Genomic DNA, 19,154 nt, shown 5'->3' with positions numbered 1-19,154 from the left:
ACCTGATCGGATCAGAGAACCGGGGGGCCACTCTTGAGATGGTCATAACCAAACTCAGGTACACAAATCCCGATATGCAGGTGATCGGTCTGTCTGCAACGATTGGAAACCCGGCCCAGCTCGCAGAATGGCTTGATGCCACGTTGATCACCAGCACCTGGCGACCGGTCGACCTTCGTCAGGGTGTCTTTTATAATGGAAAGATACGATTTTCTGACTCTGAACGGCCGATCCAGGGAAAAACCAAGCATGATGACCTGAACCTCTGTCTTGATACAATAGAAGAAGGGGGACAGTGCCTGGTCTTTGTCTCTTCACGAAGAAATGCTGAGGGGTTTGCGAAAAAAGCAGCAGGGGCATTAAAAGCCGGCAGCCCGGACTCAAAGGCGCTCGCACAAGAACTTCGGAGACTTCGTGACCGGGATGAAGGAAATGTCCTTGCTGATTGCGTGGAACGGGGGGCAGCATTCCATCATGCCGGTCTTATACGGCAGGAGCGGGCGATAATTGAGGAGGGGTTTCGAAACGGCTATATTGAGGTTATTGCCGCTACCCCGACCCTTGCTGCTGGTCTTAATCTTCCGGCACGACGGGTCATCATCCGGGATTATAACCGGTTTACGTCAGGTCTTGGGATGGTTCCTATCCCGGTCGGGGAGTATCACCAGATGGCCGGACGGGCAGGGAGACCCCATCTTGATCCGTATGGAGAGGCGGTCCTTCTGGCAAAGGATGCCTCGAGCGTTGAACGACTTTTTGAAACCTTCATCGATGCAGAAGCGGAACGAATTGATTCACAGTGCGTGGACGATGCGTCGTTGTGTGCTCATATCCTCTCCCTTATCGCAACCGGATTTGCCCATGATCAGAACGCACTGGCATCATTCATGGAACGCACCTTTTACTTTTTCCAGCATCCCAAAACCCGTTCCCTCCCCCGGCTGGTTGGCGATGCTATCCGGTTCCTTACCACGGCAGGGATGGTAGAGGAGAGAGAGAATGGACTTTCAGCAACGAGGCTTGGGAGTCTGGTCTCCCGGTTGTACCTGAATCCCTGCACGGCACGCTTGATCCTGGACAGCCTGAAGTCATGTGAAGCTCCGACACTAATCGGACTGCTTCATGTCATCTGTGTCTCACCTGATATGCAGCGGCTGTATCTCAAGGCTGCTGACACCCAGCTTCTCCGGACATTTCTCTTTAAACACAAGGATGACCTCATGTTACCGCTTCCCTTTGAACAGGAGGAGGAAGAACTCTGGCTCTCCGGTCTGAAGACCGCTCTGGTCCTGACCGACTGGGCTGATGAATTATCAGAGGGGATGATAGAGGAGCGGTATGGAATCGGAGCCGGTGATCTCTATAATATCGTAGACTCCGGCAAATGGCTCCTCCATGGAACGGAGCGACTGGTATCTGTCGAGATGCCGGAGATGAGCCAGGTGGTAAAGACGCTCTCGGTCAGGGTTCATCATGGAGTAAAACCAGAGCTGCTGCCTCTTGTTGCTCTCCGTAATATCGGTCGGGTTCGTGCAAGAAGTCTGTATAATGCAGGATATCCGGATCCCGAAGCAGTGGCACGGGCAGGTCTTTCAACGATTGCACGGATCATCGGAGAAGGAATTGCACGGCAGGTTATCGATGAAATCACCAAAGTGAAGAGATCCGGAAAACGCCCATCCGACGATGAATATCAGCAGAAAACCCCTGAGTTATTAACCGACGTTCCGGGAATTGGTAAAAAAATGGCTGAAAAACTCCAGAGTGCGGGTATCATTACCGTATCAGACCTGCTAACTGCTGACGAGGTGCTCCTCTCCGATGTTCTCGGAGCAGCCAGGGCAAGAAAAGTCCTGGCATATCTGTCTGATTCTGAGAAAGAAAACTCAGGTACAGAGAATACAAAAGAGATACCTGAAACACAGAAGATCAGGGGCCAATCTTCCTGGGAGGATTTTGGATGTTAACACAGGAACGCAGATACACAGATGAATATGAGATCATCCCGGTCAGAGTGACCATCAGGGACCGGGCAGAATTTCTGGATATGATCAGAAAGACCGGAGAAAAATATGGCGTGACTATTGTATGTCTGAACCGGAATATGATCGCCGGGTTTGAGCATGTGAAAACCGCCCTGGTTCATGCCATCCGCGCCTGGAGAGAAGACCGAATGATCGCACGAAGTCTTGAGGTGGAGGTCCTGCTCTATGCCGCCGGTACCAGGCAGACCGGGCAGATTGGTCAGTTCGGACCTGAAAATGGTATCAATGACTGCTATCTCTGTATAATTCCCCCAAACCCGGAGGCCGTCACATCGCTTCTTGAGGAAATGGAGGAGGTCAGGGATGAAGACTGGAGTCTGATGTCTGAAGAGAAAAAAAATCGGCTTATAGAGTTTTTCGATGTGACGCCTGAAGAACTGGAGGTAACCGGTCCGGACCGCCTGACCGATCTCATATGTGAACGGTGTGCTCTCCTGACCGTGAACCGGTAAAATTAAGAGATATTTTTTATTTTCTCTGCAAGTTGAGAGGCCTTTTTTTCATCAACAATAATTTTGTAATGATACTGTGATACCACTGAACCATACAGACATGATTGTTCTAATATGAGATAAAGGCAGGTTCATTTGAGTGGCTCCCCCAAAAAAATTGCTAGGATGAAAGGGTCACCGGTTTGCATGAGTGAGGATGTGATAAATTTCTGGGATAATAATGTCCCGTGTTGCAAGTTCTGCGGCATTTTTCGACCCGGGTATACAGAAGATAGCTTTCCCATGAATGATACCTCCCACAGCCCTGCTTAATACAGTCCTGGTTCCAACCTCTGCAAAACTTTTTATGCGGAATATTTCCCCAAAACCGTCAAGTCTCTTCTCAAGAAGGGGTTCTACTGCTTCAATGGTGCAATCGTCATGAGTTATCCCGGTACCGCCGGTCAGGATAATACAGTTCGCTTCAGAAAGAGCCTCGAAAAGAGCCTTCTGAATCTTTTCAATAGCATCGGGAATGATTTCAGTTCTGATAACCGGGATGGATGACTCCTGAAGGAGAGATTGTATTGCCTTACCGGCGGTGTCCTCTTTTTCTGTTCTGGAAGTAGAAATGACCAATACAATTGCCTGAACAGATATCTTCTGGATGTGTGAGGGATCCATGCAGATAGGTTGATAGTTTTGATACTAGAGATATTCGACTGGAAGTCCTGCATGAGGAAGATCCCCCACCCCTTTATTTCCACTGGAAAAGGTAAAATGATCCGATGTTCATCTCTCAAAGTACCCATCATCTTTATATAGAATTCTGGTTTTTGTTAATTTTATTTGTCTTGTTAATATTTTGTAATATATACGACATATTTTTATGTACATAAGCTGACCTGTACCACAGAGAGTCAAAAATATTTTTTTAAAAATATATGACATGAGTCAAGATGTGTGTTCCAGTGGAAATAAAGGGGTGGGGGTACAGTGTGTACCAGATACCTGACCAGTCCACTAGTATTATCGGAGTACCCATCGTACATTAGAGGGATTACCTGTTCCATGACACAAGATACAAATGATAGTCCTGGACTTTTTGATAAATTCCTCTCAGAGAATCGGATTTTTCGTGACCGTGAGGTACTGCGTCACTCCTACCGCCCACATATTCTTCCTCACCGAAAACCTCAGATAGATCAAATAGCAGCAATACTCGCACCTGCACTCCAGACTGAAACTCCCTCAAATATTTTAATATATGGAAAAACCGGAACAGGAAAGACAGCGTCTGTTCGTTATGTCGGATCAGAACTGGAATCAGTAAGTGCCAGAAGAGGGACCGTCTGCAGGGTCATCCACCTGAACTGTGAAGTAATTGACACCCAGTACCGGGTTTTGGCACAGATCTCCAAGTTAATCATGGGTGAGGACGACACACCAAGTGACAAGATTAAAACTCACATCCCCATGACCGGGTGGCCGACTGATCAGGTGTATAGTGAACTTAAGAATCAGATTGAACTTAATTCTGGTGTTTTCATCATCATTCTGGATGAAATCGACAAACTCGTTAAAAAAAGCGGTGATGATACCCTCTATAATCTGACCAGGATTAATACTGATCTCAACCGATCTAAAGTATCTATTATCGGGATCTCCAACGATCTCGGCTTTAAAACATTTCTCGATCCCAGGGTTTTATCTTCCCTTTCAGAAGAAGAACTTGTCTTTCCCCCCTATAATGCCCCTCAGCTCTGTGATATTCTTCAGCAGCGTGCTGTCATAGGTTTTGCGGAAGATGCACTGGAAGATGAAGTCATTCCTTTGTGTGCTGCACTCGCTGCCCAGGAGCATGGCGATGCAAGACGGGCTCTTGACCTCCTTCGGATATCCGGTGAGCTTGCTGATAGAGAGAATGGATCAAAGGTCACAGTTGATCATGTGAAAAAGGCCCAGGCAAAGATCGAGACTGACAGCATGGTAGAGTGTATCAGGACACTACCAACTCAGAGCAAGATTGTGTTATACTGCATGCTTCTTTTGCACCGGGCAGGTCAGCGGATCTTCATCTCGGGTGATGTTACCAGAATATACAAAGAACTCACCCCGTTTCTTGAGATTGATGTCCTTACCGCACGGAGAATATCAGACCTGATATCAGAACTTAATATGCTCGGCGTTATCAATACAAGACTGGTAAACAGGGGTCGCCATGGGAGAACCAAAGAGATGTGGTTTGATACCAACACGGACAAGATATGGGAGGTAATCATGGAAGAGTCAGATGGACGTCTCGCACAGGTTGATGAACAGATTGTGGTCCAGATATTACGGTAAGAAAAGGGCTGAAATTCATGGATGATATAGACCGATCATTACTCTCTCTTCTTGAAGAAGACTGCTCAACACCCCTTCATGATCTGGCAGTCATGCTTGGGTGCAGTGATGAAGAGGTAGAAAAACGGAAAAAGCAACTTGAAGAAGATGGCATTATCCGCCGGTACTCTGCGGTTATAAACTGGGAACAGGTGGATAAAGGTGCAGTGTATGCAATTATTGAATTGAAGGTTGCACCTGAGCGGGACTATGGGTACGATCGAATCGCAGCACGGATCTCCCGGTTTTCGAATGTCCGGAACCTTCGGCTCAGGACCGGGACCCATGATCTCCAGCTGCTGGTCAAGGGAAAGAGTATGCAGGAGATTGCACGGTTTGTATCTGAGCAGATTGCTCCCATGGAACGGATTCGGGAGACAGCGACACACATTATTATGAAGACATACAAGGAAAACGGGGTGCTCTATGTTGAGCGTGAAGACGGACAACGCCTGCCATTCTCGTTCTGATCAGAGAAAACGGGATTTCGTCTCTGAACGGGCGAAAGTTATACCACCGTCAGGAATACGCCGATTTTTTGATCTGGCCGGACAGATGGAGGATGTCATCTCTCTCGGGGTTGGAGAGCCGGATTATTCAACTCCCTGGCATATCTGCGATGCCGCGATCACATCCATTGAGCAGGGTCATACGGCATACACCTCAAATACCGGGATGGAATCCTTGAGAAGAGAACTTGCCCGGTTCCTCCGGGACCGGTACCAGGTTGAGTATAACCCGATGTCAGAGATGATCATCACCACCGGGGTATCTGAGGGCCTCGATATCGTCATTCGTGCGGTAACCAACCCGGGAGATGAAGTTCTGGTCATTGACCCGTCTTATGTCAGCTATGCTCCCTGTGTCACCATGGCAGGCGGGACCCCGGTTCCGGTCCCCTGCACAGAGAAGAACCGGTTCCGTCTTACTGCAGATGTCCTGATGGAACATATCACTCCGCAGTCCAAGGTTCTCATCCTGAACTTTCCGAATAACCCGACCGGCGGTGTCATGAGACGGGAAGATCTTGAAGCAATTGCAGATGTTGCGATTGATCATGATCTGCTCATCCTCTCAGATGAGGTCTACGCCGAACTGACCTATGAGGGCCATCATACCGCTACCGCCTCAATCGAAGGTCTGTGGGATCGGACAATTACACTTTCAGGGTTTTCAAAAGCATTTGCCATGACCGGGTGGAGACTTGGGTATCTCTGTGCCCCTCCGGATATCACTGCTGCCACTCTGAAAATTCACCAGTATGTGATGCTGTCGGCTCCGACTATGAGCCAGTATGCCGCACTCGAGGCACTGAAAAACGGAGAAGATGCGATGCGTGAGATGGTCCGTGAGTACCACCTCAGGAGAAACCTCTTTGTTGACGGATTAAACCGGATCGGGCTCTCCTGTCATACACCTGAAGGAGCGTTCTATGCATTCCCGTCCGTAAAGGGGACCGGACTTACCGACTATGAGTTTGCCGAGCGTCTGATAACAGAAGCAGGTGTTGCCGTTGTTCCAGGCAGCGTCTTTGGGAACAGTGGTATCGGGCATGTACGGTGCTCCTATGCAGTTTCAAGACAGGAACTGACTGAAGCAATACGAAGAATGGATGAGTTTATCAGGTCTTTACCCTGAACTCAATAATAATCTCTTTTTATTCTGTTCCGATTCCAAGTATTCGTGCTGCAAGATGGGCCGCATTTTCACCGTTATCAACTCCGACGCAGGCGACCGGGACCCCTTTTGGCATCTGCACAATCGAGAGCAGGGCATCAAGACCACCCATGAGTTTACCGGAGACTGGAACACCGATCACCGGCTTTTTTGTTTTGGATGCAACAACACCGGGAAGGGCGGCGGCAAGTCCTGCAATACAGATAAAGACCCTGGCATCAGATGCGGATATATATTCATCCAACCGGTCAGGGTCACGGTGAGCTGAAATGACCTGGCAATCATAACTGATATTATAACCTTTCAGGACTTCCCAGGCCTTTTTTGCGATCTCTTCATCAGATGAAGAACCACAGATAATGCTGACGTCAGGCATACTTTCTCCATACATTCCGGGAATCTTCCCTATCAGAGGGTCGTATTATCCCATCCTTTGCACATACAATATACACCAGGAAATAATCTTTGTTTTCATCCCGATGATGATGAATGAAGTGAAAGGCACTATAATCAGTCTGGAAGTAAAATACTATACTCGATTTTTATGGAAGATGAGTTGCTCCTGATGCTTCCGGGCCCGGTTCCGCTGCCTGAACGGGTTCGTGCAGTCATGGCCCGGCAGGCTATCAATCACCGGGGGGCAGAATTCGGTAATGCATATGCAGATATCGTTCGTGTTCTGAAAGGCCTGTTTGGTACGAAGAATAACCCTCTTGTCATTTCAGGTTCCGGGACTGCCGGAATGGAGGCTGCGGTTGCAAACTTTGGAAAGGGCCGCAAAATGGCTCACCTGATCAATGGTAAGTTTGGAGAACGGATGTACACGATTGGACAGCGGTATGCATCAGAAGCCCGCCCGATTGAGTCAGACTGGGGCACTCCGCTGAACCTTGAAGGCCTGAAATCTGCCCTTGAGGATGGGTGCGAGGTCGTCACGATGGTCCATAATGAGACATCAGCCGGAATATTAAACCCGGCAGGAGAGGTCGGAAAGATCTGTCGGAAATATGATGCGCTCTTTATTATGGATGGGGTGACCTCCATCGGTGGTGACCAGGTTCTGGCCGATGACTGGGGGGTCGATGTTGCCGTCGTCGGTTCACAGAAATGTCTGGCAGCACCTGCAGGTCTTGCAGCAGTCTCTGTTTCAGATCGGGCATGGGACCGGGCAGTAAAAAACCCGCCATATTACCTGGACCTTCCGGCGTACAAGAAGAATGCAGCCAAAGATCCCATGGAGACTCCCTATACTCCGGCAGTCCCGCTGTTTCTTGCACTCCGGGAGGCATGTCTCATCATTGAGGAAGAAGGCATTGAGAAGCGGATCGCCCGGCATCACAGGATGGCAGGTGCAGTCAGAAAGGCTGTACAGGCCTGGGGTCTTGACATGTTCCCAAAGACCGACAGTCTTCACCAGTACTCTAATACCGTAACTGCTGCCTGTATACCGGCCGGGTCAAATGACAAGGATTTCAGAGGAGCCGTCAAGAAACTTGGTATTCAGATCGCCGGCGGGCAGGACCACTTGAAGGATAAAATATTTCGGATCGGTCATATGGGAGCTGTTTCAGCACCTGAGCTTCTCGCAACCCTTGCAGCAACAGAATATGCAGTCCGAAAGACCGGCCATCAGGTACGGGAGTCTGGTGTGATGGCTGCAGCAGAGGATTTAGGATGAAGATAGGTATCGCGGACACGACCTTTGCACGGGTGAATATGGGCAGGTTCGCGATCGATGAACTGAAAAAACATAGTAGTGTTACCATAGAGCGCTATACCGTCCCTGGTGTGAAAGATCTACCGGTAGCCTGCAAAATACTATTTGACGAGTATCGGTGTGACATCTGCATGGCTCTTGGGATGCCTGGCGGGAAAGAAAAAGACCGGATGTGTGCCCACGAAGCATCCACCGGACTTATCGCCTGCCAGCTCATGACAAACCGGCATATCATCGAAGTGTTTGTTCATGAGGATGAAGCAGCAGATGATGCAGAACTTGCCTGGCTTGCTGAACAACGGACCAGGGAACATGCGGTAAATGTTATCAAACTCATGCGACCCGGAACCCTTGAGCGGGAAGCCGGAACCGGTCAGAGACAGGGTTTTTCTGATGCCGGTTCGGCACGACAATAGAAGAGGATAATTATGACAGTGAAAAATGCAGGAATAAAGCTTGGTTTTGTTGTCGCGGAATTTAACCGTGACATCACCTATATGATGGAGATTGAGGCAGAAGAGCATGCAAAGTTTCTGGGAGCCGAGGTAACAGAGCGGCTGTATGTCCCCGGAGCCTATGACATGCCACTTGCCATTAAGAAAATGTTGCGAGATAACAAGGTCGACGCCGTTGTTACCATCGGGTGTGTCATTGAAGGGGCAACCCAGCATGACGAAATTGTGGTCCAGCATGCAGCCCGGAAGATCATTGATCTCTCCCTTGAGTTTGAAAAGCCGGTGACTCTTGGCATCTCCGGTCCGGGTATGACCAGGATGGAGGCGACTGAGCGGATAGAGTATGGAAAGCGTGCGGTCGAATCCGCAATCAAACTGGTACAGCGGTTAGCATGAGACCTCTCTCGACCAAACTTGCTGCCATCGCTCCGTCAGCAACGATTGAGATCACGGAAAAAGCCCGGAAGATGCAGGCTGCAGGGACAGATGTCATCAGTCTCTCTATCGGGGAGCCTGACTTTCCTACCCCGGCCCATATCACCGAGGCATGTATTGATGCTCTCCGGCGGGGTGAAACCCACTATGCACCGGGGAAGGGAATCCCGGAACTTCTGAAGGCCATCGCCGAAAAGATCGAGCAGGAGAATAAGATCCCCTGTACTCCGGATCAGGTGATCGTCGGATGTGGGGCAAAGGACTCGATATATGAGGCATGTGAAGCAGTCCTAAGTCCGGGTGATGAAACCATCATTCTGGATCCATCATGGGTCAGCTATGAGCCCTGTGTGCAGATTGCCGGTGGCGTTCCTGTTCATCATCCTCTGAATCCGGAGACCTTCCAGGTTGATGACAATCTTCTTGAGAAGGTTACAAAGAAGACCCGGATGATCATTGTCAATACTCCGTCAAATCCATCCGGTGCAATACTCAATCAGGACTCCCTGCAACTGGTTGCTGATATCTGTCAGGACCATGACCTCATTGTCCTCTCCGACGAGATCTATGAGAAACTGATCTATGGAAAGACACATACTTCCATCGGGGCATTCCCGGGTATGGAGGATCGGACCATTACGGTGAACGGATTCTCAAAGGCATATGCCATGACCGGATGGAGGCTTGGGTATGCCGTCGCATCCAAAGAGATCATCGGGTACATGAACAAGGTCCAGCAACACACCATCTCCCATCCGACGACCTTTGCCATGTATGGCGGGGTTGCAGCGCTCAAAGGCCCACAGGAGTGTATTGAAGAGATGCGGTCAGAGTTTGAGAGAAGACGTGCCTTTGTTCTGAAAAGCATGGATGAGATGGGACTTTCGTATGCCCCGGCTGACGGAGCGTTTTACGCCTATGTCAAAGTGGATGGCAATGATGCAGAGGTTGCGAACCGCTGGCTGGAGCAGGGTCATGTCGCTGTCACCCATGGATCTGCGTTCAATCATCCGGGGTGGGTCCGGATCAGTTATGCCGCGTCAATGGACCGGCTGAAAGAAGCGATGAGCAGGATCTCTGCTGTTCTCTAATTTTTAAAAATCAGATGGTAACCTGGTAGGTTACATTCCCGGTGGTATAGAGCCAGTACCCCTGCCAGGGCATAAGGATCCGGCTGTCACTCTGGTTTCCGGTACCGTTTCTGATGATCGGTTCCTCATAATACTGGGATTTGGCATCATACCCAATCACATAGGTCCAGTTATCACCCAAAGGAATCAGATGGGTTTTTGCTGATTCATTTCCGGTCCCAACGACTCCAAACCCGTTCCAACCCTTTTCCATATCTCTGGTGTAGGTTCCGCTCTGATTTGAATCAGGTTTTGGGGTGATATTCTGACTCTCTCCTGAATATATCCAGTATGATGAGAGCGGGACAATCTTCTCTTCTGCCGGGACTGTTGTCCAGTTTTCATGTACATATTTCAGAACCGAATGTCCGGAGGTGTTGGTGATCTGTCCAAAGAGGTCAGAGGCGGTGTCATTGCCTGCTATCAGTTTTTTTGCAATGGAAACATGGTTCCATCCTGGATACAGGGAGATCTGGTCCGGTTCTGGTTCTGGTTTTTTCAGGTATGCAAGAGCAGCAGACAGATTTGCCCGCCCTCCTGATACAGTTCTATTTGCGAGATTGGGAATTGGATCCGCAGTGTTCAGTATGGCCTCCTTTATTGTCTTATATGAGACATCGGGAGCATATGTCGCCATAAGACCCGCCATTCCGCTGATAAACGGAGCAGCCATGGATGTACCGTCCATATACCCATACCTGGTCTCGACACGATCTCCATACCCCTCTGAAAGGGTGATATCATCGAGGAAACACATGACAAAGGTGCCATCCGCACCGAACCTGATATACAGGGGTGCGTTCATCATATCTGATGGAATTTTACACTCCCGGTAGATCCAGGGAAGAAGGGTCAATGGTTTTGTGTCATACTCCAATTTTTTCCAGGTAAGGTTGTCATTGGAAGCTTCAATATAGAATGTGGAATATGCCCCGACCATCTGGAGCTGATAGGAGATTATCGGTTCTGTCAGGTTAAAGATGTCAAGGGGTTCTTTTAATGAGATGATGACAGGTGGTTCTGTCTGGTTCATAACGGTATTGTTTACCAATCCGGAGGCACTAGATGGTGGAGAAAAGAAATTCTCAGTATCGAGCGTCCAGTTTCCGTGAATAGTCCAGTTGTTTAATGTTTCGAAAGAATCACGCCAGACCGGTTCTGGTTTATAGATATTGTGTTTGGTAGAGTAGATGTCTGCTCCTGGTGCTCCGATATCAACTGATACTTTACCGAAGTTAGAAAATGAAGCCAGTTCATCCTGAGCATTCGTAGCTGCTACAGAAATAATATTATCAAGGTCATAGTTTGACGGGTAATGAGGCTCATAATCATTGTCCTTCCCACTATTTCCTGCTGCACAGATGAAAAGCCCTTCTGTTCCGGCTATAACCTCATACTCGGCCTGGCTGAAACTTGAACCGCCATATGAACATGAAAAAATTTGAGCACCGTTTCGTGCAGCCCATAATATTGCTTCTATCTCATCTGATACTGTTCCAGTCCCGAAACTATTGAGGAACCTGACCGGGAGGATGGTAGCATTCCAGTTTACTCCTGCACCTCCCTTTCCGTTATTTCCGACCGCTCCTATGATCCCGGCACAGTGAGTCCCATGAGAAGCAAGGTCCATGGGTTCTAATGTCCCGGTGATGACATCATACCCATGTGTTCCAGTCTGGGGATTTGTCCAGATATTGTCTGCCAGATCCTCATGGAGGTAATCAACACCTGTATCAAGGACGGCAATGATGACATCCGAATTCGTGGTTGTATTCCAGGCAGATGCCGCGTGAATATCTGCTCCGGGTGTTCCTGGTGCTGAATCTTCTTTGTATACTTGCCCTGTATTCACAAGTCCCCACTGTCTCCAGAGATCCGGATCATCAGGCATGATTGCTGTGGTCCGGTAATAATCAGGTTCTGCGTATTGAATACTGGATTTTACCGAGTAGTATGCAACCCCGTCTGGAACGCTCATTCCTTCAGGAAGTGCAATGAGTTGCAGACCTGCAATACCTTCTGCTGAAAAATCCTCAAGCACTCTGGCACCTATCGTTGCGTGGGCTGAAGAGAGAACTGATGCGGTATCTTCAGCAGGACCGGCTGCCCTGACCAGGAGGACTCCTGGTTGGTATGAATCATGAAGGTCCTGAGGTTTTATCTCATCAAAATTGAAAGGCATTACCGGAATTGCTGTAATAGCCTGAATAAAAAAGCCAAAAAGGAGAATCAGCACAAAAACCCTTGAGAAAATATGTTTCATCCATCCAATCCCATCTTTCATCGGTTGATCACCTGATACTAGGAGATTATGCGGCACCTTATAAGTATGTGACGTTTCAGAGATTATTCCGGGATTTTCAGGTACTGGTAGAGGATATGTATGCGAAGTCTGGTATATATCATGAAACGGATTCAAACCAGAGAGTTTTTGAATGATGAGTAAACCGGACAAACCGAAAATACATATCTCTATCTGACAGATCTCATCTTATGAAGATTCTGCTGCTGATTGTAACCGGCCTTCTTTTTCTCATGGTCTCCGTAGCAGCGGAATCTGGCTCTCTTGAGATCACCGCTGATATTCCATCAGTTCCGGTTTATATTGATAATGTGTATGCAGGGCTCTCACCGGTACACGTTTCAGAGATTTTGGAGGGGTATCACCTGATTCGGGCCTCTCCGGAAGGATTCTTTTCTCAGACACAGAATATCTCTGTTGAAGCTGAAGAATTAACATCTGTCTCCTTTTCTTTTCTCAACAGTGACACGATTCCGATGCCTGCGCTGGTCAGGATTGGTGAATGTGTGGGAACACCTGAGCCCGCTGATCTGGATGGCACTGCCTATGATATCCTCCGTCTGCCTGATGGATCCTATATAGCGTATTATAGCGGGTGGGAAGAAGGAATCATGTGTATGGAGTCGTCCGATGGGATCTCCTGGGACCGGATGAGTGAGCCTTGTCTTGGTGTACCGACCAGAGGAAGTGTTTTCAGGACCGAACCATGGGTGTTTGCCCTTCCTGACGGGACATACCGGATGGTATTTCGCCAGACTGTCGGTCATCAGCATTCACTGTATTCGGTAACTTCTCAGGACGGGATATCATTCTCCGGGGAGGAACAGATCCCCATCGATGGTGAGGATACAGGGGGAAATTCGGGGTATCCATCTGTCCCGACTGGAATAACCTACGATGACGGGACGGTCAGGATGTACTACAGCATCCCTGGTTCCGGAATAAAAAGTGCAATATCTGATGATATGGGTATCTCCTGGAAGAAGGAGGATGGTATCAGGATCCGATATGGGACCGACCCTGCGGTCCTGATCCTCCCGGACGGGAGAACTGGTATTTTTTATGTTGATACGACTCCAAAGTCCAAAGGTCAGCGGATATTCTTCTCTCTCTCTGAAGACGGCCTTGATTTCTCAGGATCACCAGTGCAGGTACTTGAGACGATGGAACCAGGCGTCTGGCTGATGGATCCTGAAATCAGCAGTGAAGATAATACAACCTATCTGTACTTCTCAGTCATGGGTATTGAAGGCATGCAGCATCATACCCTTCCTGGAACACTTCGGAGTGTTATTGATATCGGATGCCTGAGCGGGCAGGTATCATAGACAATAAAACCGAATTTTATTTTTAATTTTCAAAAAGAAATGGACCCGGCGGGATTTGAACCCGCGGCCTCTGCGTTGCGAACACAGCGATCTCCCACTGATCTACGAGCCCGAAAAGGAGATCAGAGAATGATCTCAATATCCAGTTTTTCTGCCAGTTCCTTATACCGGTTCCTGATGGTAACTTCTGTCACACCAGCAACCTCTGCAACTTCACGCTGTGTTCTGCGTTCACCGCCAAGGATGGAAGAGATGTAGATGGCAGCTGCTGCAACACCGGTTGGTCCCCGTCCTGAGGTCAGCTCCCGCTCTCCTGCCTGCCTGAGGATCTCAACAGCCCTGCTCTGAACTTCACCTTTCAGCTGGAGCCCGGAACAGAATCGGGGAACGTAATCTATCGGTGAGGTCGGCAGGAGTTTTAACCCAAGTTCACGGGATATGAACCGGTATGTACGGCCGATCTCTTTTCTTGATACCCGTGATACTTCTGCAATCTCATCAAGAGTTCGGGGAACACTGCACTGGCGACAGGCAGCATATAATGCAGCTGCTGCGACCCCTTCAATACTCCGGCCACGAATAAGGTTTTTATCAACGGCATCACGGTAGACAACGGCAGCCGTCTCCCTGACATTACGGGGAAGACCGAGTGCTGAAGCCATCCGGTCCAGTTCAGATAATGCAAAAGCAAGGTTCCGCTCGGTTGCATTACTCACCCTGATACGGCGCTGCCATTTTCTGAGCCGGTAGAGCTGTGCACGGTTCTTGGATGAGATTGCCCTTCCATAACTGTCCCGGTTTCTCCAGTCAATCATGGTGGAGAGACCTTTGTCATGGATGGTAAAGGTCATCGGTGCTCCGACACGGGACCTTTTCATCCTCTGATCATGGTCAAACGCACGCCACTCAGGCCCGCGGTCGATAAATTCTGCATCAATAACCAGACCACACTGCTGACATACCAGTTCAGCCCGCTCATAATCATGAACGAGTTGTCTGCTGCCACACTCTGGACATTGAGATTCGGTCTGGTTCTCAATCTTCTTCTGCTTCTCAGTTACCTTCCCGGTCAGCCTGTTCTTCAGGGCTTCACGTTCCTTCTGAAGGGTCCGGAGTTTCTCAATCTCTTCTGACATTCTTTCCTCTATTTGATAAAGAGCTTCTCGCCGATGAGTCGCGAAGGCTCCTCGATATTGGTCAATACCGCAGCGTACGGTGATGTGACATTACCGAAAATATCGATAAGTTTCCCCACTGGTTTCCAACGTTTATCAAGAACTTTGCTGTACAGGCGGGGAAGCTTTGCGGCATCACATTCAACGATCAGGATGTGATGTCCAAATTTACTTTTTACTCTTCCAATAGCCCGTACCAATACATCGCCCCCAAAAATGCCTGTATCCCCCCACCGGAGATAAGATAAGCAACCTATATATGTGCGAATAAGACCTATTTAATATTTATGACAATTATTAAGTATTACGGAAAACGGTGATAAAACTCATTTCCCTCTGTAGAGAGAAGGTTTTTAAGTAATTCACCGGATATTCCTGCACCTGCGGCAGTGATCTCACGGTCTCGTGCTGACATCAGATCACCCGGGTGATGTGCATCTGAATCCACAACCATAAGACATCCGGTCTTTTCTGCAATCCTGGCAACATGCCCGTTGGTCCGGTTATGCCCCCCCCGTGCCGTGATCTCCAGGGCGATGTTGTGTTTTCTGGCAAGGGCTGCATCCTCTTCGGTGATGAGACCCGGATGGGCAAGAATATCAACGTAAGGACAGGAGAGAGCAGCATGATTTGTTCCTGGTATCACCGGTTCCACCGGGGATTCACCATGGACCACCACAAGATCTGCCCCGTTCTCTTTTGCATATCTGGCCAGATCCGGAATCTCTACCGGTGGGACATGGGTTATCTCAACCCCCCGGAGCAGTCTCATTCCCATGGTTCGGGCAGATTTTGCCACCCGGCCTAATGATACAAGTGTCTCATCGATATTTCCGGCATCAACATGATCTGTAATCCCGACGACGGTGTATCCAAGGACCTGCATCCGTCTGAGCAGTTCAGTTGGAAGGAGGTCGCCGTCTGACAGGAGTGTATGGGTGTGAAAATCGTACATATCAGTTCTTTTTTCCTCCGCTTTTCAGTCCCGAACTGACAAGTGCGATAAGTTTACTCTTTGATCCCGGATATTCTACGACAAATCTTCCCTGATGTTTCCACCAGTATGCAGGGTGGGATTTTGACTCACGGGTAAAAGAAAATTTATTTGCTTTTAAAATACGTTCGATATCCCCGGGTTCAGGATGAGCGACGCCGGTATCACGGGAGACTCTGCGCCCCTCTGACCGCATCAGCTCACTGTCAAAGTAACAGGGATAGAGTATTACTCCCTTATCCATTCTCACAGATCTGCAATCTGAACCTATAAAGTACCAGCGGGAGAGATGCTATGGTATGCATCATATCGATATCTCCATTGAAAAAGATATTTTTTCAGCCAACCGAAAGCTGGCTGAAGCAAATGCCGCGCATCTTCATGCCCATGGAGTCAGGGCCTTTGATCTGCTCGGGGGCATCGGGTCAGGAAAGACGGCACTCATCGAGAAGGTCGTTCCAAAACTGAAGAGCAGAGGACTGAAAGCGGCAGCGATTGCAGGTGATGTGTATGGGGATGATGATTTTCAGAGGATTGTGGCTCTTGGCATTCCTGCGGAAAATGTGAACACCGGAAAGGAGTGTCATCTTGATGCCCATATGATCGAACATGCCCTGGATCATCTTCCGCTCGATGATGTGGATGTCCTGTTTATTGAAAATGTTGGAAATATGGTATGTCCGACTGATTTTCTGCTGGGCGCGGAGAAACGAATTGTTGTTGTCTCATCCACCGAAGGTGATGATGTAGTCAACAAGCATCCGATGATGTTTCGGGGCTGCACGATTGCGGTGCTGAATAAGATTGATCTTGCCGATGCGGTTGGTGCAGACCTGAACCGGATGGAACGGGACATGCTCAGGTACAATCCAGCCATGAAGATATTCAGGACGAATATGAAGACTGGCGATGGGATTGATCCCCTGGTTGATGAGATCCTGTCCTAAGCGGAATCTTATATACTGGCGCGGGGGATATATATAAGACTCCGTGGTTTACCCGGCTCTCCCACTCCGGGTAAATGATACTTGAGGATGAGATATTATGCAATGGCAAGGACGTTCTGTTCGGAAATCCACCGGCGGCAGGTACAGCCCGTCCCGTGGAAAAAGACGCAGGGAGATCGGGTCAGCCCCGGCTGAAACCCATATTGGTATAGACCGGAGAAAAATTTCCCGTACCTACGGAGGAAATAACAAGGTCCGGGCACTCCGGTGTGAATATGCTGCTATCAGCAATGTAAAGACCGGAGAGACGAAGAAAGTAAAGATTGAGACTGTGGAAGAGAATGCAGCAAACCCGAACTATGTCCGGCGTAACCTTCTCACCCGCGGTGCAATCATCAGAACTGAACTTGGCCGTGCACGGATTACCAGCAGACCAGGTCAGCATGGCGTTATCAACGCTGTTCTGATCGAATAACTCTTTTTTAAAAGGTTTCAGGTGGTTTTTACCTGAAAATCAGTGTATCCATAATAACTGACAGGAATCTCCCAGACAAATATTCCCTGATCATCTGGAATAATGGTGGCAAGGTACTGATACTCGGCAGCTCCTGTCATTCGCCCGTAGATACTAACCGGTGCTCTCAGATTTCCTGCAGATAAAAACCCGACGAGTGATGGTTTTTTCCCTGTTGAGAGATCTCCTTGGTATATCGAGAATGATATGTTCTGTTCCTGGTTTAGAAAAGGCTCCGGAATTCCACCTTCATAGGTGTTTACAACGGCAGGAATACTCACGCCCTGACCTGATGTAAAAAGTCCTGGGTGATACCCGGGGGCTGAAGAAGGGACACCTCCGGTATCTGCCAGTACGCTGCTGACTGAAATGGTACCAATCCCCACCAGCACGCAAATCAGCAGCATACAGTAATGCGATCTGATTTTTCCATTCATCTGACTCACATCTCCATCCGCTTATGCAGTATGTGTACCTCCAATATTCTCTTGTGCAGATAAAAAGAATAGGATGAAAGTATTATCTCTCCAATCCATGGGAATTTTAAATCAATGAAAAAAGAATGATGAGTTCAGGAATCTAACATAAAGGTACAGAATTTCTCACCCCCGGTACATTGACATGACACTGAAAACCGCACTCGCAGCACCCTTTTATCATAGCAGGGCTCAAAAGCTTGGAAAAAGCGAATTAATTTACTATTATGCCTTTGACCGCCGGTGGATGGATCGTGAACAGGTTGATCTCCTGATTCACCGGGGCGTAGAGCAGCAACTTCTCGGAACAGATGGAGAGATGTATTATCCTCTCTTCGATCTCGCAGAGGTCCAGATTCCTATCGGGTATAAGCCATCATCATCCATATTTGATGCACATGATCCCTTTGAACAGCTCCTGGACCGGATCACCAGTCATACCCGGAAAGAACCGGAGGAGGTAATTGCCCGGATGAATCAGGTGATAACTGAAGACTTTGATGGAAATATCAGACCTGAAGCGGCACTCGTCATTGTTGCAAAAAGACACGGCATCCCTGTTGCCGATCTGCTGGATCCGTTAAAACAGGTGCTGCTGAAAAAAGATTAAAATATTTATTCTGCTGCCGGTGCTTCTGGTTCGGCCGGAGCAAAGTATTCTGCAAGGGTCTTTGAACCCTGGGTTGCGACGATCGCATTAATCTGAACAAAGTCCTGGGTGATCTCTGCACCACGGACCATTTTTCTCCGGCGCTCGCCATCTACACGTGGGTGAAATCCGACACCGCCTGCCATGAGGACCTTCCGCCGTCCGGCAATCTGAAGGGTCTTTCTTGCCGGGGTTCCGTTCCGGTCAGATGCACCGGTGATCCGGATCTTGTATCCGTCAAACCCGAGTGCAGCACCATCAATCTCATCACCGATACGCTTGCCTATAAAAGAGCCGGCACCTGCACCACTGGCATCAATATTATATGCCTTGCCGGTTGCCGGATCTGAAAGGACTACCTTAAAATCAACCATAATAATCACCTACTTTGGAATTCAACGACCGCTGCAATTTTTTTATTCTTCGACCGATCGGATACCCATCACTCAGACATTGCTGAGAAGTCTCCATACAGGTTGGTATATATCCTTAAT

The 19,154-nt window shown here is 48.7% G+C and carries 22 protein-coding genes and 1 tRNA gene; 13 read left to right on the top strand and 10 right to left on the bottom strand.

Annotated elements, in window-relative coordinates; all coding sequences use genetic code 11:
* On the top strand, positions 1-1,967 hold a 1,967-nt coding region (locus LDL35_RS03855), incomplete at its 5' end, for a helix-hairpin-helix domain-containing protein (RefSeq protein WP_304019647.1).
* A complete protein-coding gene (cgi121, locus tag LDL35_RS03850; protein ID WP_304019645.1) occupies positions 1,961-2,497 on the top strand; it encodes a KEOPS complex subunit Cgi121 in 537 nt (178 codons plus the stop codon). The genes LDL35_RS03855 and cgi121, both read left to right, overlap by 7 nt.
* 174 nt (positions 2,498-2,671) lie before the next feature.
* Here cgi121 and LDL35_RS03845 read toward each other — a convergent pair whose 3' ends face one another.
* Positions 2,672-3,160, bottom strand: coding sequence for a MogA/MoaB family molybdenum cofactor biosynthesis protein (locus tag LDL35_RS03845; protein ID WP_304019643.1), 489 nt, complete (start codon positions 3,158-3,160; stop codon positions 2,672-2,674).
* A 387-nt stretch (positions 3,161-3,547) separates the two neighbouring features.
* Between LDL35_RS03845 and LDL35_RS03840 the strand changes: the two genes are divergently transcribed.
* From LDL35_RS03840 to LDL35_RS03830, 3 genes are read left to right on the top strand one after another with little or no spacing between them, the layout of a single operon-like run.
* Positions 3,548-4,822 carry an ORC1-type DNA replication protein gene (locus LDL35_RS03840; RefSeq protein ID WP_304019642.1) on the top strand — a complete coding sequence of 425 codons (1,275 nt, stop codon included), beginning with the start codon at positions 3,548-3,550 and terminating at the stop codon, positions 4,820-4,822.
* Between the two features lie 17 nt (positions 4,823-4,839).
* Positions 4,840-5,331: an Lrp/AsnC family transcriptional regulator gene (locus LDL35_RS03835; RefSeq protein ID WP_011449430.1), complete on the top strand. Its 492-nt coding sequence runs from the start codon at positions 4,840-4,842 to the stop codon at positions 5,329-5,331.
* The gene (locus LDL35_RS03830; RefSeq protein WP_304019640.1) at positions 5,288-6,499 is read left to right on the top strand and encodes an aminotransferase class I/II-fold pyridoxal phosphate-dependent enzyme; all 1,212 of its coding nucleotides are present in this window, start codon (positions 5,288-5,290) and stop codon (positions 6,497-6,499) included. Before LDL35_RS03835 ends, LDL35_RS03830 begins: the two co-directional genes overlap by 44 nt.
* Positions 6,500-6,518: 19 nt before the next feature.
* Here the strand turns inward: LDL35_RS03830 and purE are convergent, their stop codons facing one another.
* A complete protein-coding gene (gene purE, locus LDL35_RS03825; RefSeq protein WP_304019638.1) occupies positions 6,519-6,914 on the bottom strand; it encodes a 5-(carboxyamino)imidazole ribonucleotide mutase in 396 nt (131 codons plus the stop codon).
* Between the two features lie 168 nt (positions 6,915-7,082).
* On the opposite strand from purE, the gene LDL35_RS03820 reads away from it, so the two are divergent.
* The 4 genes from LDL35_RS03820 to LDL35_RS03805 are packed head-to-tail and all read left to right on the top strand — an operon-like array spanning position 7,083 to position 10,236.
* The gene (locus LDL35_RS03820) at positions 7,083-8,216 is read left to right on the top strand and encodes an alanine--glyoxylate aminotransferase family protein (RefSeq protein WP_304019636.1); all 1,134 of its coding nucleotides are present in this window, start codon (positions 7,083-7,085) and stop codon (positions 8,214-8,216) included.
* Positions 8,213-8,671, top strand: coding sequence for a riboflavin synthase (gene ribC / locus LDL35_RS03815; RefSeq protein ID WP_304019635.1), 459 nt, complete (start codon positions 8,213-8,215; stop codon positions 8,669-8,671). The genes LDL35_RS03820 and ribC overlap by 4 nt, the downstream gene beginning before the upstream one ends.
* Before the next feature lie 12 nt (positions 8,672-8,683).
* Positions 8,684-9,106 carry a 6,7-dimethyl-8-ribityllumazine synthase gene (ribH, locus tag LDL35_RS03810; protein ID WP_304019633.1) on the top strand — a complete coding sequence of 141 codons (423 nt, stop codon included), beginning with the start codon at positions 8,684-8,686 and terminating at the stop codon, positions 9,104-9,106.
* Positions 9,103-10,236 carry a pyridoxal phosphate-dependent aminotransferase gene (locus tag LDL35_RS03805; RefSeq protein ID WP_304019631.1) on the top strand — a complete coding sequence of 378 codons (1,134 nt, stop codon included), beginning with the start codon at positions 9,103-9,105 and terminating at the stop codon, positions 10,234-10,236. Before ribH ends, LDL35_RS03805 begins: the two co-directional genes overlap by 4 nt.
* Positions 10,237-10,246: 10 nt before the next feature.
* On the opposite strand, the gene LDL35_RS03800 is transcribed toward LDL35_RS03805, so the two are convergent.
* Positions 10,247-12,559 (bottom strand): S8 family serine peptidase, encoded by a 2,313-nt coding sequence (locus LDL35_RS03800; protein WP_304019629.1) that lies wholly within the window; start codon positions 12,557-12,559, stop codon positions 10,247-10,249.
* Positions 12,560-12,768: 209 nt separating this feature from the next.
* Here LDL35_RS03800 and LDL35_RS03795 point away from each other — a divergent pair, with 209 nt between their 5' ends.
* Positions 12,769-13,905, top strand: a complete 1,137-nt coding sequence (locus tag LDL35_RS03795; protein ID WP_304019628.1) for a PEGA domain-containing protein — start codon at positions 12,769-12,771, stop codon at positions 13,903-13,905.
* Positions 13,906-13,945: 40 nt separating this feature from the next.
* On the opposite strand, the gene LDL35_RS03790 is transcribed toward LDL35_RS03795, so the two are convergent.
* From LDL35_RS03790 to LDL35_RS03770, 5 genes are all read right to left on the bottom strand, one after another.
* Positions 13,946-14,017 (bottom strand) — tRNA-Ala (locus LDL35_RS03790).
* A gap of 10 nt (positions 14,018-14,027) precedes the next feature.
* A complete protein-coding gene (locus tag LDL35_RS03785; protein ID WP_011449439.1) occupies positions 14,028-15,041 on the bottom strand; it encodes a transcription initiation factor IIB in 1,014 nt (337 codons plus the stop codon).
* Between the two features lie 8 nt (positions 15,042-15,049).
* Positions 15,050-15,280, bottom strand: coding sequence for an H/ACA ribonucleoprotein complex subunit GAR1 (locus tag LDL35_RS03780; RefSeq protein WP_048067533.1), 231 nt, complete (start codon positions 15,278-15,280; stop codon positions 15,050-15,052).
* A 104-nt stretch (positions 15,281-15,384) separates the two neighbouring features.
* Positions 15,385-16,035: a histidinol phosphate phosphatase domain-containing protein gene (locus LDL35_RS03775; protein ID WP_304019626.1), complete on the bottom strand. Its 651-nt coding sequence runs from the start codon at positions 16,033-16,035 to the stop codon at positions 15,385-15,387.
* 1 nt (position 16,036) lies between these two features.
* Positions 16,037-16,318 carry a signal recognition particle subunit SRP19/SEC65 family protein gene (locus LDL35_RS03770; protein ID WP_304019624.1) on the bottom strand — a complete coding sequence of 94 codons (282 nt, stop codon included), beginning with the start codon at positions 16,316-16,318 and terminating at the stop codon, positions 16,037-16,039.
* A gap of 55 nt (positions 16,319-16,373) precedes the next feature.
* On the opposite strand from LDL35_RS03770, the gene hypB reads away from it, so the two are divergent.
* On the top strand, positions 16,374-17,021 hold the full coding sequence (gene hypB, locus LDL35_RS03765) for a hydrogenase nickel incorporation protein HypB (RefSeq protein WP_304019622.1): 648 nt from the start codon (positions 16,374-16,376) through the stop codon (positions 17,019-17,021).
* Positions 17,022-17,118: 97 nt separating this feature from the next.
* Positions 17,119-17,496: a 30S ribosomal protein S8e gene (locus LDL35_RS03760; RefSeq protein WP_304019620.1), complete on the top strand. Its 378-nt coding sequence runs from the start codon at positions 17,119-17,121 to the stop codon at positions 17,494-17,496.
* Positions 17,497-17,513: 17 nt separating this feature from the next.
* Here the strand turns inward: LDL35_RS03760 and LDL35_RS03755 are convergent, their stop codons facing one another.
* Complete coding sequence (locus LDL35_RS03755; RefSeq protein WP_304019618.1) at positions 17,514-17,972, bottom strand: hypothetical protein; 459 nt, start codon at positions 17,970-17,972, stop codon at positions 17,514-17,516.
* 184 nt (positions 17,973-18,156) lie between these two features.
* On the opposite strand from LDL35_RS03755, the gene LDL35_RS03750 reads away from it, so the two are divergent.
* Positions 18,157-18,621: a DUF2240 family protein gene (locus tag LDL35_RS03750; protein ID WP_304019616.1), complete on the top strand. Its 465-nt coding sequence runs from the start codon at positions 18,157-18,159 to the stop codon at positions 18,619-18,621.
* 5 nt (positions 18,622-18,626) lie between these two features.
* Here LDL35_RS03750 and LDL35_RS03745 read toward each other — a convergent pair whose 3' ends face one another.
* Positions 18,627-19,034, bottom strand: coding sequence for a 30S ribosomal protein S6e (locus LDL35_RS03745; RefSeq protein WP_304019615.1), 408 nt, complete (start codon positions 19,032-19,034; stop codon positions 18,627-18,629).
* Positions 19,035-19,154: the final 120 nt, after the last annotated feature.

Source organism: Methanospirillum hungatei (assembly GCF_020216685.1).
Lineage (GTDB): Archaea > Halobacteriota > Methanomicrobia > Methanomicrobiales > Methanospirillaceae > Methanospirillum > Methanospirillum hungatei_B.
This window is presented reverse-complemented; position numbering and strand designations above follow the sequence as displayed.

Excerpts from the sequence above, each read along its gene's own strand:
- LDL35_RS03840 (WP_304019642.1), top strand. The coding sequence starts at position 3,548 with ATGACACAAGATACAAATGATAGTCCTGGACTTTTTGATAAATTCCTC.
- LDL35_RS03745 (WP_304019615.1), bottom strand. The coding sequence starts at position 19,034 with ATGGTTGATTTTAAGGTAGTCCTTTCAGATCCGGCAACCGGCAAGGCA.
- cgi121 (WP_304019645.1), top strand. The coding sequence starts at position 1,961 with ATGTTAACACAGGAACGCAGATACACAGATGAATATGAGATCATCCCG.
- LDL35_RS03775 (WP_304019626.1), bottom strand. The coding sequence starts at position 16,035 with ATGTACGATTTTCACACCCATACACTCCTGTCAGACGGCGACCTCCTT.
- LDL35_RS03800 (WP_304019629.1), bottom strand. The coding sequence starts at position 12,559 with ATGAAAGATGGGATTGGATGGATGAAACATATTTTCTCAAGGGTTTTT.
- purE (WP_304019638.1), bottom strand. The coding sequence starts at position 6,914 with ATGCCTGACGTCAGCATTATCTGTGGTTCTTCATCTGATGAAGAGATC.
- LDL35_RS03835 (WP_011449430.1), top strand. The coding sequence starts at position 4,840 with ATGGATGATATAGACCGATCATTACTCTCTCTTCTTGAAGAAGACTGC.
- LDL35_RS03750 (WP_304019616.1), top strand. The coding sequence starts at position 18,157 with ATGACACTGAAAACCGCACTCGCAGCACCCTTTTATCATAGCAGGGCT.
- ribC (WP_304019635.1), top strand. The coding sequence starts at position 8,213 with ATGAAGATAGGTATCGCGGACACGACCTTTGCACGGGTGAATATGGGC.
- LDL35_RS03785 (WP_011449439.1), bottom strand. The coding sequence starts at position 15,041 with ATGTCAGAAGAGATTGAGAAACTCCGGACCCTTCAGAAGGAACGTGAA.
- LDL35_RS03845 (WP_304019643.1), bottom strand. The coding sequence starts at position 3,160 with ATGGATCCCTCACACATCCAGAAGATATCTGTTCAGGCAATTGTATTG.
- LDL35_RS03805 (WP_304019631.1), top strand. The coding sequence starts at position 9,103 with ATGAGACCTCTCTCGACCAAACTTGCTGCCATCGCTCCGTCAGCAACG.
- ribH (WP_304019633.1), top strand. The coding sequence starts at position 8,684 with ATGACAGTGAAAAATGCAGGAATAAAGCTTGGTTTTGTTGTCGCGGAA.
- LDL35_RS03830 (WP_304019640.1), top strand. The coding sequence starts at position 5,288 with ATGTTGAGCGTGAAGACGGACAACGCCTGCCATTCTCGTTCTGATCAG.
- LDL35_RS03795 (WP_304019628.1), top strand. The coding sequence starts at position 12,769 with ATGAAGATTCTGCTGCTGATTGTAACCGGCCTTCTTTTTCTCATGGTC.
- LDL35_RS03760 (WP_304019620.1), top strand. The coding sequence starts at position 17,119 with ATGCAATGGCAAGGACGTTCTGTTCGGAAATCCACCGGCGGCAGGTAC.
- LDL35_RS03770 (WP_304019624.1), bottom strand. The coding sequence starts at position 16,318 with ATGGATAAGGGAGTAATACTCTATCCCTGTTACTTTGACAGTGAGCTG.
- LDL35_RS03755 (WP_304019618.1), bottom strand. The coding sequence starts at position 17,972 with ATGAATGGAAAAATCAGATCGCATTACTGTATGCTGCTGATTTGCGTG.
- LDL35_RS03820 (WP_304019636.1), top strand. The coding sequence starts at position 7,083 with ATGGAAGATGAGTTGCTCCTGATGCTTCCGGGCCCGGTTCCGCTGCCT.
- hypB (WP_304019622.1), top strand. The coding sequence starts at position 16,374 with ATGCATCATATCGATATCTCCATTGAAAAAGATATTTTTTCAGCCAAC.